Annotated in this window: 11 protein-coding genes and 2 pseudogenes; 6 read left to right on the forward strand and 7 right to left on the reverse strand. The window is 70.5% G+C overall.

What is annotated here, in order from left to right:
• Positions 1-2: 2 nt before the first annotated feature.
• Positions 3-2,288: a transglycosylase domain-containing protein gene (locus tag AOK17_RS13285; protein WP_055612638.1), complete on the reverse strand. Its 2,286-nt coding sequence runs from the start codon at positions 2,286-2,288 to the stop codon at positions 3-5.
• A gap of 408 nt (positions 2,289-2,696) precedes the next feature.
• Here AOK17_RS13285 and wblA point away from each other — a divergent pair, with 408 nt between their 5' ends.
• A complete protein-coding gene (gene wblA, locus AOK17_RS13290) occupies positions 2,697-3,035 on the forward strand; it encodes a transcriptional regulator WblA (protein ID WP_055515737.1) in 339 nt (112 codons plus the stop codon).
• A gap of 130 nt (positions 3,036-3,165) precedes the next feature.
• On the opposite strand, the gene bagB is transcribed toward wblA, so the two are convergent.
• Both bagB and bagA read right to left on the reverse strand, forming a co-directional pair.
• Positions 3,166-4,674: an ATPase BagB gene (gene bagB, locus AOK17_RS13295; RefSeq protein ID WP_055612639.1), complete on the reverse strand. Its 1,509-nt coding sequence runs from the start codon at positions 4,672-4,674 to the stop codon at positions 3,166-3,168.
• On the reverse strand, positions 4,671-5,648 hold the full coding sequence (bagA, locus tag AOK17_RS13300) for an ATPase BagA (RefSeq protein ID WP_055612640.1): 978 nt from the start codon (positions 5,646-5,648) through the stop codon (positions 4,671-4,673). The genes bagB and bagA overlap by 4 nt, the downstream gene beginning before the upstream one ends.
• 154 nt (positions 5,649-5,802) lie before the next feature.
• On the opposite strand from bagA, the gene sp36 reads away from it, so the two are divergent.
• The 4 genes from sp36 (at position 5,803) to AOK17_RS13320 (ending at position 8,318) form a co-directional block, all read left to right on the forward strand.
• On the forward strand, positions 5,803-5,964 hold the full coding sequence (sp36, locus tag AOK17_RS49980) for a Sp36 family protein (RefSeq protein WP_107099910.1): 162 nt from the start codon (positions 5,803-5,805) through the stop codon (positions 5,962-5,964).
• A complete protein-coding gene (locus AOK17_RS13310; RefSeq protein ID WP_055612642.1) occupies positions 5,961-6,428 on the forward strand; it encodes a RidA family protein in 468 nt (155 codons plus the stop codon). The genes sp36 and AOK17_RS13310 overlap by 4 nt, the downstream gene beginning before the upstream one ends.
• A 184-nt stretch (positions 6,429-6,612) precedes the next feature.
• Positions 6,613-7,482, forward strand: a complete 870-nt coding sequence (locus AOK17_RS13315; RefSeq protein WP_055612643.1) for an NUDIX hydrolase — start codon at positions 6,613-6,615, stop codon at positions 7,480-7,482.
• On the forward strand, positions 7,479-8,318 hold the full coding sequence (locus AOK17_RS13320; protein ID WP_055612644.1) for an MBL fold metallo-hydrolase: 840 nt from the start codon (positions 7,479-7,481) through the stop codon (positions 8,316-8,318). Before AOK17_RS13315 ends, AOK17_RS13320 begins: the two co-directional genes overlap by 4 nt.
• A gap of 72 nt (positions 8,319-8,390) precedes the next feature.
• On the opposite strand, the gene AOK17_RS13325 is transcribed toward AOK17_RS13320, so the two are convergent.
• The 3 genes from AOK17_RS13325 to AOK17_RS13335 all read right to left on the reverse strand — a co-directional run bounded on the left by AOK17_RS13325 (position 8,391) and on the right by AOK17_RS13335 (position 11,149).
• Positions 8,391-9,197, reverse strand: a complete 807-nt coding sequence (locus AOK17_RS13325) for a nucleotidyltransferase domain-containing protein (RefSeq protein ID WP_245697132.1) — start codon at positions 9,195-9,197, stop codon at positions 8,391-8,393.
• Between the two features lie 36 nt (positions 9,198-9,233).
• Positions 9,234-10,364 (reverse strand): outer membrane protein assembly factor BamB family protein, encoded by a 1,131-nt coding sequence (locus tag AOK17_RS13330; RefSeq protein ID WP_055612646.1) that lies wholly within the window; start codon positions 10,362-10,364, stop codon positions 9,234-9,236.
• 110 nt (positions 10,365-10,474) lie between these two features.
• A complete protein-coding gene (locus AOK17_RS13335) occupies positions 10,475-11,149 on the reverse strand; it encodes a Crp/Fnr family transcriptional regulator (protein WP_016642758.1) in 675 nt (224 codons plus the stop codon).
• Between the two features lie 625 nt (positions 11,150-11,774).
• Between AOK17_RS13335 and nth the strand changes: the two are divergent.
• Positions 11,775-12,956, forward strand: a pseudogene (gene nth / locus AOK17_RS13345) (endonuclease III); the annotation flags it as partial.
• Between the two features lie 45 nt (positions 12,957-13,001).
• Here nth and AOK17_RS48385 read toward each other — a convergent pair.
• A pseudogene (locus tag AOK17_RS48385) lies at positions 13,002-13,255 on the reverse strand (endonuclease III domain-containing protein); the annotation flags it as partial.

Raw genomic sequence — 13,255 nt, forward strand, 5'->3', positions numbered from 1 at the left:
GCCTACGGAAAGTTCCCCCCGTTCCCGTTCCCCCCACCATTGTCGTTCCCGCTGATCGTCCACTCCTCGGGGATCGAGATGGTCGGATTGGGGAACTGCGGGTTGCCGTTGCCGCCGTTGTTGCCGTCACCGTTCCCGCCGTCGTTCCCGCGGTTGTCCCCGTTGTCGCCGTCCTCGTCACCGTTGTCGTCCTCGTCGCCCCGGCCGTCGTCCTTGCCGGTGTCGCCGCGCGGGATGTTGACGAGGTTGAACTGGGGTGCGTCCTTGCCCTCCAGGGCGCCGGCCATCATGTCGCGCCAGATCGGTCCGGGGACCTTGCCGCCGAAGACCTTCTCGTACGGGACGCCGCCGATGGTGATGTTGGTCATCCGCCGCTTGTGGGCCGGGTCGCCGACCCAGACCGCGCCGGCCATGTTCGGCGTGTAGCCCACGAACCAGGCCGCGTAGCGCTCGTCCGTCGTACCGGTCTTGCCCGCGCTGGCCCGGCTGTCGAGGCCCGCCTCCGAACCCGTACCGTCCTCGACCACGCCCTTGAGGAGCGTGTTGATCGTGTCGGCGGTGTTCTCGGACATCGCGCGTGAGCACGTCGACTTCGGCACCGGCAGGGACTTCTTCTGGCCGCCGACGGTCTGGCGGATCGACTCGATCGCGATCGGCGAGCAGTACGTGCCCCGCGTGGCGAAGGTCGCGTACGCGCTCGCCATCGTCAGCGGGGACATCTCCTGCGTGCCCAGGGCGATCGACGGGGCCTGGTTCATCTTCTTGCCGTCGGCGCGCTCGACGCCCATCTTGCCCGCCATGTCGGTCACGGGGCAGATGCCGATGTCGCTGATCAGCTGGATGTAGTACGTGTTGACCGACTTCGCGGTCGCGTCCTGCATGTCGTACGGGCCGACCTCGGTCTCGTTCTCGTTCTCGACCGGGACGCCCTTCTCGTTCCAGCTCTTGCCGTCACAGGCCGAGACCGGGCTCGGGTAGTCCATCTTGTACGGCGACGAGTACACCTGGTTCGCCGGCTTGCCGCCCTCGATGGCAGCCGCGGCCACGATCGGCTTGAACGTCGAACCGGGCTGGTAGCCCGCGCCGCCGCCCATGCCGGCGTCCACGGACAGGTTCATCTGCGTCTCGTTCTTGCCGAAGCCGTACGGACGCGACTGGCCCATCGCGAGGATCTTGCCGGTGCCGGGCTCGACGATGGTGGCGGCGGTCGCCACGTCGTCGCTCTTGTAGACGTGGTCCTTGATCGAGGCCTGCGCCGACTCCTGCGACTGCGGGTCGAGCGTCGTCCTGATCGTCAGGCCGCCCTGGTTCCAGATCTTTGCCCGGGCCTTCTGGGTCTTGCCGAAGACCGGGTCGTTCAGGAAGACCTCGCGGACGTAGTCACAGAAGAAGCCGGCGCCCTTGACCGCCGTGATGCAGCCGTTCTTGGGCTTGCTGACCTTCAGGCCGAGCGGCTTCTTCTTGGCCTTGTCGGCCTCCGCCTGGGAGATGTCGTGGACGTCGGCCATCCGCTGCAGCACGGTGTTGCGCCGCTTGACGGCCTCCTCCTCGTCGTTGACCGGGTCGTACCGGCTCGGCGACTGGACGATGCCGGCGAGCAGCGCGGCCTCCTCCACCTTCAGGTCCTTGGCGGACTTGGAGAAGTAGCGCTGGGCCGCGGCCTCGACGCCGTACGCCTGCTGACCGAAGAACGTGATGTTCAGGTAGTTCTCGAGGATCTTCTTCTTGCCGAGCTCCTCCTCGACCTGGATCGCGAACTTCAGCTCGCGGACCTTCCGGCCGAGGGTCTGCTGGGTGGCCTGGGCGACCAGATCCGGGTCGTTGCCGGCCTCCTCCACGAAGACGTTCTTCACGTACTGCTGCGTGAGCGTGGAGGCGCCCTCGGAGACGCCGCCGCTCTGCGCGTTCTTGTTGAGCGCCCGCAGGACACCCTTGAGGTCGACCGCGCCGTGCTCGTAGAACCGCGCGTCCTCGATCGCGACGATCGCCTTCTGCATGTACGGCGAGATGTCCTTGAGGTCGACCACCGTGCGGTCACGGGAGTAGACCGTGGCGATCTGGCCGCCCTTGCTGTCCAGGATCGTCGTGCGCTGGCTCAGCGGTGGCCGCTTCAGGTTGGTGGGGATCTCGTCGAACCCCTCGACCGAACCCTTGGCCGCGAGACCGAGCGCGCCGAACGCCGGCACGGCGATTCCGGCCATGACGGCTCCCGCGAGCACACTGACACCGAGGAACTTGGCGGCCTGCTGCGTTGGCGACAGACCACCGCCCGAGCGCTTCTTTGGCATGAGGGCAGCCTACGTTCTCATTCGCCGGACACACGTATAGGCCTTGGCCTAAGCTGCTCTCAACTGTCACAGCAGTAGGGCTACGTATCAATACGTCCGGCGACCCCGAATCGTTTCGGTCGGCACTCAACTTTTTTGTTGAGCACGTGCCCGAATCCGCCTCATGTGTCAGTTGGTGTCCGATGTGACGCAACTCAACTGCCCCGGTTTGCCGGGAAGGTCACGGATGTCGCCGGGTCACTCCGTTGGGTGATCTGTCGCGTACCCATAGTCCATTCGGGCCATTCAAGATTGGGCCCGAAGGGGCTGGTTGACTGTGCCCACCTTCCGTAACGTCCTCAACTGGCGGCGGTGAATATGCCGCTGCCGCCGTGGGGGAGCCTCGATTCGGGAGAGGACGGCGCCGGTATGGGCTGGGTAACCGACTGGAGTGCGCAGGCGGCCTGCCGCACTACCGATCCGGATGAACTGTTCGTTCAAGGAGCAGCGCAGAACAGGGCCAAGGCAGTGTGCACCGGGTGTCCGGTACGCACGGAGTGCCTGGCCGACGCGCTGGACAACCGCGTCGAGTTCGGCGTGTGGGGAGGAATGACGGAGCGGGAACGCCGCGCACTGCTGCGCAGGCGGCCCACCGTCACCTCTTGGCGCAGGCTGCTCGAAACCGCGCGTACCGAGTACGAGCGAGGGGCGGGCATTCTGCCTCTCGACGAGGAAGAGGTGTACGAGAACTACGCGGCGGTGGGCTGACAGCCTCTCCGCACGCAACCGGGGTCCCATCGGCCCCGTATGCGTCAGGGGGCCACGTGACGTACACGCGACCCCGCAGGCGTCGTACACGGCGTCCGCACGCAACTGGGGCCACTGTGGCCCCGAGAGGCTACGCAGCTCCGGTCGGCGAGGTACCGGCCGCGAGCCGCTCCCCGATGTTCCGCAGCCCTGCGAGGTCGTGCACGTCGCCGGGCAGCGCGGCCACTTCGGCCACCGCCACTTCGGGGTGGCGTGCGGCGAAGCGGTCACGTGTGCGCTGCTCGCGGGAGAGCAGCTGCATGCGCTCGGCGTGCAACCTCAGCAGGCCTGCCGTGAGTTGTTCGACGGTGCGGTCGTGTTCGACGGTGGGGTCGTCCGTCCCGGCTCCTTCGGCGGTGGTCCGGTCCGCGGCGGGGGAGCCTGCGTCGGGCGCGGGAGCCTCGGGAACGGTGGTCTGGGTAGCGGGTGATTCTGAACTGCCGTACGTGTCGGGAGAGTTACGAAGTCCAGCTTTCCCGCCCGACTGATCCACAATGCGGGCCTCGTCAAGATTTTCCGCGACGGCCGGATCGGCACCGGGTTCGGCCGGACCTGCCGCGAGGTGTTCGACAGGGTCGGCGGTGAGGTGCTCGGCCGGACCGGCGGTGAGGTCGAGGGTCTCCGCGGCGGCCAGCGCCCGATCCGCCGACAGCTGGGCCGCGCCGCTGCCGTGGACGCGGTTCAGCACGAGCCCCGCGAGCGGCATGTCCTCGGCGGCCAGCCGCTCCACGAAGTACGCCGCCTCGCGCAGCGCGTCCCGCTCCGGGGCCGCCACGACCAGGAACGCCGTCCCGGGCGCCTGGAGCAGCTTGTACGTGGCATCCGCGCGGGTGCGGAAACCGCCGAAGGTGGTGTCCATGGCGGCCACGAACGTCTGGACGTCCTTGAGGAGCTGGCCGCCCAGCAGCTTGCCGAGGGTGCCGGTCATCATCGACATCCCGACGTTCAGGAACTTCATCCCGGCCCGGCCGCCCAGCTTCGCCGGAGCCGTCAGCAGCCGGATCAACTTGCCGTCCAGGAACGACCCGAGCCGCTTCGGGGCGTCCAGGAAGTCGAGCGCCGAGCGCGAGGGCGGGGTGTCGACGACGATGAGGTCCCACTCCTCGCGGGCCCGCAGCTGGCCCAGCTTCTCCATCGCCATGTACTCCTGCGTGCCCGCGAAGCCCGCCGAAAGAGACTGGTAGAAGGGGTTGTTGAGGATCGCGGTCGCCCGCTCGGGGTCCGCGTGCGCCTCGACGATCTCGTCGAAGGTGCGCTTCATGTCGAGCATCATCGCGTGCAGTTCGCCGTCCGCGGAGTCGTCGACGCCCTTCACCCGGCGCGGGGTGTTGTCCAGCGCGTCGATGCCCATCGACTGGGCGAGCCTGCGCGCCGGGTCGATGGTGAGGACGACCACCTTGCGGCCACGCTCGGCCGCGCGCAGCCCGAGGGCCGCCGCCGTGGTGGTCTTGCCGACGCCGCCCGAGCCGCAGCAGACCACGATGCGGGTCTTCGGGTCGTCGATCAGCGGATCGACGTCCAGGACGGCGGCGGCGTCTATGCCGCGGGCGGTCTCGTGCGAGTGGGTCGTGTCGTGTGCGCGGGCCGGGTCCTGGCTCATGAGATCCCTTGCTGACGCAGTTCCTTGGCGAGTTCGTACAGGCCCCCGAGGTCCATTCCCTCGGCGAGCAGCGGGAGTTCGTGCAGGGGCAGGTCCAGGCCCTGGAGCACGGCCCGCTGGTCGCGCTCCAACGCGTGCCGCTCGGCGTACTCGTCGGCCTGGGTCAGCAGCGGCTCCACCAGCCGCTCGGCGACCCCGCCGCGGCGCGCGCCACCTAGTCCGGCGGCGGACAGCGACTTGGCGATGGCCGTGCGCGGTGCCTCGCGGGTGAGCTCCAGATCGGTCTCGTCGAGGATCGAGGGCCGCACCATGTTCACGATGATCCGCCCCACCGGCAGCCGCGCGGCACGCAGCTCGGCGATGCCGTCCGCGGTCTCCTGGACGGGCATCTCCTCAAGCAGCGTCACCATGTGCACGGCGGTCTCGGGCGACTTGAGGACCCGCATGACGGCCTGCGCCTGATTGTGTATCGGGCCGATCTTGGCGAGCCCCGCCACCTCGTCGTTCACGTTCAGGAAGCGGGTGATCCGGCCGGTCGGCGGCGCGTCCATCACCACGTAGTCGTACGCGAAGCGTCCGCGCTTGTCCTTGCGGCGCACGGCCTCGCAGGCCTTGCCCGTCAGAAGGACGTCTCTGAGGCCCGGCGCGACGGTGGTCGCGAAGTCGATGGCGCCGAGCTTTTTCAGCGCGCGTCCGGCGCTGCCGAGTTTGTAGAACATCTGGAGGTAGTCCAGAAGGGCCAGTTCGGGGTCTATGGCGAGGGCGAACACCTCCCCGCCCCCTGGAGCGACGGCGATCTTCCGCTCCTCGTAGGGCAGGGCCTGCGCTTCGAATAGCTGCGCGATGCCCTGCCTGCCCTCGACCTCGACCAGAAGGGCACGCTTGCCCTCGGTCGCTAGGGCGAGCGCGAGTGCTGCGGCGACCGTGGTCTTGCCGGTACCGCCCTTGCCGCTGACGACCTGGAGCCTGCTCACGTCTTCGAGCCTAACCAGTCGGCCGCGGAAGTACGCAGGAGGCTGTGGACAAGCTGTGCGGGATGCCCCGGGCGAGGCCCCCGACGAGGCCCCCGACGAGGCCCTCGAAGAGGTCCGCGGAAGGGCGTGTGCGGCAGCGGATACAGTCGCCCTCATGACCAAGTGGGAATACTCAACCGTGCCGCTGCTCGTCCACGCCACGAAGCAGATTCTGGACACCTGGGGCGAGGACGGCTGGGAGCTCGTCCAGGTCGTGCCCGGGCCGAACAACCCCGAGCAGCTCGTCGCCTATCTGAAGCGCGAGAAGGCCGCATGAGCGCCGTCGAGGAGAAGCTGGCCGAGCTCGGACTGACCCTGCCGGACGTCGTACCGCCGCTGGCCGCGTACCAGCCCGCGGTGCAGTCGGGTGTGTACGTGTACACGGCCGGGCAGCTCCCGATGGTGGACGGCAAGCTTCCGGTCACCGGCAAGGTGGGCGCGGAGGTCACTCCGGAGGAGGCCAAGGAGCTGGCCCGCACCTGTGCGCTGAACGCCCTCGCGGCGGTCAAGTCGGTCGTGGGCGACCTCGACCGCATCGCGCGCGTGGTGAAGGTCGTCGGCTTCGTCGCCTCGGCCTCCGACTTCACGGGCCAGCCCGCCGTGCTGAACGGCGCGAGCGAGCTGCTCGGTGAGGTCCTCGGCGAGAAGGGCGTGCACGCGCGCAGCGCGGTCGGCGTGGCGGTGCTGCCGCTGGACGCGCCCGTCGAGGTCGAGGTCCTGGTGGAGCTGACACACGCGTGAGCCGGTCCGCCGTGGTGTGAGCCGGTCTCCGTCGTGGTGCGAGCCGGTCCGCCGTGGCGCGGGCATGGCTCGGCGGTGTGAGCGGATTCCGGGGCGCGGGCCTGCTCCTATGGCGTAGGTGTGCCTCCTGGGGAGGCGATCGTTGCCTCTCGAACATCAGCCCACTCCGGGATAGCCTCCGCCCATGGCGAATGGGCAGTGGTATCCCCCCGAGTGGCCCGAGAGAATCCGCGCGCTCGCGGAGGGCACGCTCACACCGGTCGCCCCCAGGCGGGCGGCCACCGTCATGCTGCTCAAGGACACCGACTCCACCCCCGTCGTGCACATGCTGCGCAGACGCGCCTCCATGGCCTTCGCCGGAGGCGCGTACGCGTATCCCGGCGGCGGTGTTGACCCGAGGGACGACGACCGGCAGATCCGCTGGGCGGGCCCCACGCGCGCGTGGTGGGCGTCCCGGCTCGGCGTCGACGAGACCACCGCCCAGGCGATCGTCTGCGCGGCGGTGCGCGAGACGTACGAGGAGGCGGGCGTCCTGCTCGCCGGGCCCACCGAGGACACCGTGGTCGGCGACACCACGGGCGAGGAGTGGGAGGCGGACCGCGCGGCCCTGGTCGCCCGTGACCTCTCCTTCGCCGAGTTCCTGGAGCGCCGGGGGCTCGTCCTGCGCTCCGACCTCCTCGGCGCCTGGACCCGCTGGATCACCCCCGAGTTCGAGCCCCGCCGCTATGACACCTGGTTCTTCGTGGCCGCGCTCCCGGAGGGCCAGCGCACCCGCAACGCCTCCACGGAGGCCGACCGCACCGTCTGGATCCGCCCCGCCGACGCGAGGGACGGCTACGACAAGGGCGACCTCCTGATGATGCCGCCCACCATCGCGACCCTGCGCCAGCTCGGCGCGTACGCCACCGCCGCCGAGGCCCTCGCCGCGGCACCGGGGCGCGACATGACGCCCGTCCTGGCCCAGGCCCGCCTGGAAGGCGGCGAGCTGGTCCTCAGCTGGCCCGGCCACGACGAGTTCACCAAGCACATCCCGACCGGTGGAGCCTCCGCATGACCGACGCCGCCGCCCTTCCGGGCCAGCCGCGGGGCGGGGTGCTCTCCGGCCCCGCCACCGCGCGTGCCGTCAACGTCCTCGCGCCCAACGCCTCCGCGATGACCCTGGACGGCACGAACACCTGGATCGTGGCTGAGCCGGACTCCGAGCTGGCGGTGGTGATCGACCCGGGGCCCCTGGACGACGTACACCTCCGGAACGTCGTCGACATCGCCGAGAAGGCCGGCAAGCGGGTCGCGCTGACCCTGCTGACGCACGGGCACCCGGACCACGCGGAGGGCGCCGGACGGTTCGCGGAACTGACCGGGACGAAGGTGCGGGCGCTCGACCCGGCGCTGCGGCTCGGTGACGAGGGCCTGGCGGCCGGGAACGTCGTCACCACGGGCGGCCTGGAGTTGCGCGTCGTGTCCACCCCCGGCCACACCGCCGACTCGCTCTGCTTCCACCTGCCCGCCGACCGGGCCGTCCTGACTGGCGACACGATCCTGGGCCGGGGCACCACGGTCGTCGCGCACCCCGACGGGCGCCTGGGCGACTACCTGGACTCCCTGAGGCGCCTCAGGTCCCTCACAGTCGACGACGGCGTGCACATGGTCCTGCCGGGCCACGGGCCCGTCCTGGAGGACGCCCAGGGAGCCGTCGAGTTCTACCTCGCCCACCGGGCCCACCGCCTCGCCCAGGTCGAGACGGCGGTCGAGGACGGCTACACGACCTCGTCCCAGGTCGTCGCCCACGTGTACGCCGACGTCGACCGCTCCCTGTGGCCGGCGGCGGAGCTGTCGGTGCTGGCGCAGCTGGACTATCTCCGGGAGCACGGACTCATCGGCGAGGCCTGAGAAGCCGGAAACGGCCCTCCAGGGAAAACCGGGAACGGCCCTCCTAGGAGGCACGGTTCGAAAACGCCCTCCCTAGGGGCGCGGTTTTTTGATGCCGTGCACGCGCGCGTACTCCTCGGCGAGCCAGGGCCCGAAATCGTCGACGTACGACCGCAGGACTGCGGCCTCGCCCCTCGGCTCGTACCCGAGGACGGCCGCCTCCCGCAGTTGCGCGGCCCGCTCCGGGTAGTACGTGCCGAACACCTCGGCCATCTCCGTCAGATCGCTCGTCCAGCCGTTCCAGCGCGGCATGACGAGGGTGAAGCCGGTGCGGACGAGATGGCGGCACATGGAGCGTGTGAGGGGCCGCAGGGCCTGCTCCGAGTCGCCCGCCTCCGTGATCCGCTCGCGCCACCGCGGGAGGAACAGCGCGAGGTCGCCGTTCGTCTCGCGGGCGAGGAGCGAGTCGGGCCGGTAGCGCGGCAGATACTCGGCGAGGTCCTGGCCCAGCAGCGGCGTACAGAGGCAGGCCACGAACCAGCCGAGATCGTGCCTCTCCAGGTCGCTCAGTACCTGCTCCCGGCCGACCAGCAGCGTTCCCGCCCCGTCGATCTGCGGGAACTCCTTGTCGAGCGCCTCGTCGAGCGAGCGGGCGTCCGTACGGTCCGCCTCCGTGGGTTCCTCGCGCAGGGCGAGCAGCAGATCGAGGTCGGAGCGGCCCACGCGCGCGGTGCCGCGCGGAATGGACCCGTACAGGTACGCGCTGTGCAGCCGCGCCCCGAAGACGTCCAGCACCCGGTCGCGGGCCGTGGCCACGACGGGCCGGAACGCGCTCGGGATCAGCCCCGGGGATCCCTCGCGTTCGATGTATCCCCCGGCGTCGAGCCCCTTGTTCGGCATGGGAACACTCTGCATGGGCCGGGCCGCGGGGTCATGTCATTTCCAGCGGAACACGCGCAGCCGATGCGTGGGGCGCTCCGCCGTACAGACCACGGCGAGGCAGTCCCCTGCCGCGGCCAGGCGGGCCCGGTAGCTGTGGCCGGGCAGGGCGCGTTCGGCCACGACCCGGCCGTCGGCGGGATCCAGCACGGTCGCGCGGTCGCCGTAGCCGTTCAGGACCACGAGATGGCCCCGGTGGGCCAGCGGGGAGAGCGTGGCACCGTACGTGCTGCTCCAGGTCCAGCGGAGGACACCCGTGGTGACGGAGTACGCGTTGAGCGTGCTTCCGGTGTCCTCCTCGCCGTCGGGGGTCGGCGTGCCGAGGCATTCGACGGCGAGCATGTCGCCGACCACGGCGACGTCACCCCCGAACTCCCTGGCCCAGCGAGGCAGTTCGATCTCCCGCTCCGTTTCCCCGCCCATCACTACGAGCCGCCGGGGAGCGTCTTCGCCAGGTCCGACGGTGGACACGACGGCGGGGTGGGCCCGTACGACGGAGACGTGCCCCCACCGCTCGGGGACCGGCCGCTCCCACAGGAGGGCGCCGGTGCGCGCGTCGATCGTCCGGAGCACCGGTGGCTCGTCCCTGCCTCCGTCCCCGTCCCCGTGACCGTGACCGGGACGGGCGGTCACGATGAGGCCGCCGCCGAGGGCCACCTCGCGCGCGTGCCCGTCGACGGATCCGAGCGCGTCGGCGCGCTGCTCGCGCGACCACAGGACCCTGCCCGAGCCGACGTCGAGCCCCGTGAGGCGGACGTGCTCCGCGCCGCCGTTCTCGTCCCCGTCGGCGTGACCGTGATGCAGTACGACGCCCACGCCGTCCGGTGCGTCCGCGGAGGCGTGGGCCAGTACGTCGCCTTCGGGCGGCTGCCACGTCCACAGGGGGTCACCGGTCGTCAGGCCGTACGCCTCCACCCGGTCGGAGCGGGCCATGGCGAGGGTTTCGGCGACGGCCCAGGTGCTCAGCGGCGCGCCGGGGCTTCCCTTCTCCCGCGGGTACTTCCACAGCCTCGGTGCCGACGCGGGGCCTCTGCGCCACCAGGGCCCCTTCGTGCCGCCCCAGACCGACTCGGGTGCCCTGTCCTCGTACGTACCCGCGTCCTCGTACGTACCCGCGTCCTCGTGCATCCCCACCCCTTGGGTCAGTGTCCGGACACCTTGAGTCGGCATCCGGCGACGACAAGAAGGGCCCCACCGTGCGGCGGGGCCCTTCTTCAAAGAAGACGTGACGTAAGCGGCTAGCGCGATCGCTTCGCGAGGCGCTCCACGTCCAGCAGGATGACCGCGCGGGCCTCCAGGCGGAGCCAGCCGCGGCCCGCGAAGTCGGCGAGCGCCTTGTTGACCGTCTCGCGGGAGGCGCCGACGAGCTGGGCCAGCTCCTCCTGGGTCAGGTCGTGCACGACGTGGATGCCCTCCTCGGACTGCACGCCGAAGCGGCGCGAGAGGTCCAGGAGCGCGCGGGCCACGCGGCCCGGCACGTCGGAGAAGACCAGGTCGGACATCTGGTCGTTGGTCTTGCGCAGACGCCGGGCGACGGCGCGCAGCAGGGCGGCGGCCACCTCGGGCCGCGCGTTCAGCCAGGGCTGGAGGTCGCCGTGGCCGAGGCCGAGCAGCTTGACCTCGGTCAGCGCGCTGGCGGTCGCCGTGCGCGGGCCCGGGTCGAACAGCGACAGCTCGCCGATGAGCTCGCCGGGGCCGAGGACCGCCAGCATGTTCTCGCGGCCGTCGGGTGATGTGCGGTGGAGCTTCACCTTGCCCTCGGTGACCACGTACAGGCGGTCTCCGGGGTCGCCCTCGTGAAAGAGCGCGTCTCCGCGCGCGAGGGTCACCTCACTCATGGAGGCGCGGAGCTCCGCGGCCTGCTCGTCATCGAGCGCCGCGAAGAGCGGGGCGCGCCGCAGAACGTCGTCCACGAGTTCTCTCCTTGTCGACCTGCTCAGGGGATCTTGCTCCCCCGTGTGCCGGGGACCGTGTTCCCCATTTTGCCGGACGGTCCAAACAGTGTGATCAGTCACAAGTCTGCCGTACAGGTGTGTCCCGCAGTGCGGCAGGGGGCCAATTGGGGGCCGATCTCCGAGGGCCGGGGCGGATGTCACTGGTGGGCTTTAGGCTGGCCGGGTGTCCAAATCGCCGGTGAGAGCACAGGCCAAGGGGGCTGGACGGGTGGTTGCACGTCGCGATTCCGCTGTGGGCGAACAGGACCCCGACGGAGCGAAGAAAACGACAAAAGCGGCAGGGGGCGGGCCGGCCAAGAGGTCGGCCGGAGCCGCCGGGAAGGCCGCGGGGGTCGCGGCCTCGGAGATGGCCGCGACCGCGAAGAAGGCCGCCGCCGTCAAGAGAGCCGCGTCCGCCAAGAAGGCTGCCGCCCCGACCAAGAAGGCTGCCGCCCCGAGCAAGAGGGTGGCTGCCGCGAGGAAGGTGGCCGTCTCGAAGAAGGCTGCCGCGAGCAAGACGGCTGCTACCGCCGCCGAGAAGGTGACCGCACCGACCAAGCAGGTGGCTGCCGCGAGCAGGAAGGCCGCTGCCGCGACCAAGAAGGTGGCCGCCTCCAGCAAGAAGGCTGCCGCTCCGAGCGGGAGGGCTGCCGCCCCGACCAAGAAGGCGGCTGCCGCGAGTAACAAGGTGGCCGCTCCGAAGAAGGCTGTCGCCCCGAAGAAGGCGGTCGCTCCGAAGACGGCCGCCAAGAAGAGCGCGCCGGTGAAGGCCGTCGCCAGGAAGACCTCGGCGTCGGGCACGCCGGCGAAGGCGACCGCCACGAAGACCTCGGCGTCGAGCGCGCCCGCGAAGGCGACCACCAGGAAGCCCACGCCCGCCAAGAAAACCGCACCCGCGAAGAAAGCCGCACCCGCCGCAGTGACCCCCGCCAAAGCCACTCCCGCCAAAGCAGCCTCTGCGAAAGCCGCCCCTGCCAAAGCCGCCCCCGCCAAAATCACCCCCGCCAAGCCTCCCCGGAACGAGTCGCACACCGCCCTCGTGCGGCGGGCGCGCCGTATCAACCGTGAGCTCGGCGAGGTGTACCCGTACGCGCACCCGGAGTTGGACTTCGAGAACCCCTTCCAGCTGGTGGTGGCCACGGTCCTGTCGGCGCAGACGACCGACCTGAGGGTGAACCAGACGACGCCGGCTCTCTTCGGGAAGTACCCCACGCCCGAGGACCTGGCCGCGGCGAACCCGGAGGAGGTCGAGGAGATCCTCCGGCCGACCGGGTTCTTCCGGGCCAAGACCAAGTCGGTGATAGGGCTCTCCAGGGCCCTGCGGGACGACTTCGGGGGCGAGGTCCCGGGCCGGCTCGAAGACCTCGTCAAACTGCCCGGCGTGGGCCGCAAAACCGCCTTCGTGGTCCTCGGCAACGCCTTCGGCCGCCCCGGCATCACCGTGGACACCCACTTCCAGCGGCTCGTACGACGCTGGCAGTGGACCGACGCGACGGAGCCCGACAAGATCGAGGCGGCCATCGGCGGGCTCTTCCCGAAGAGCGAGTGGACGATGCTCTCGCACCACGTGATCTTCCACGGCCGCCGTATCTGCCACGCCCGCAAGCCCGCCTGCGGCGCCTGCCCGATCGCCCCGCTCTGCCCGGCCTACGGGGAGGGCGAGACGGACCCGGAGAAGGCCCAGAAGCTCCTGAAGTACGAGAAGGGCGGCTTCCCGGGCCAGCGCCTCAACCCTCCGCAGTCCTACCTCGACGCGGGCGGCATCCCGGCACCCCCGCTGGGAGCGACCATCCCCGGCGCCCCCGCCGGGCGCGGGGGCGCCGGGGATGGTCGCTCCCAGCGGGGGTGCCGGGATGCCGCCCGCGTCGAGGTAGGACTGCGGAGGGTTGAGGCGCTGGCCCGGGAAGCCGCCCTTCTCGTACTTCAGGAGCTTCTGGGCCTTCTCCGGGTCCGTCTCGCCCTCCCCGTAGGCCGGGCAGAGCGGGGCGATCGGGCAGGCGCCGCAGGCGGGCTTGCGGGCGTGGCAGATACGGCGGCCGTGGAAGATCACGTGGTGCGAGAGCATCGTCCACTCGCTCTTCGGGA

The sequence above is a fragment of the Streptomyces phaeochromogenes genome (assembly GCF_001418655.1).
GTDB lineage: Bacteria > Actinomycetota > Actinomycetes > Streptomycetales > Streptomycetaceae > Streptomyces > Streptomyces phaeochromogenes.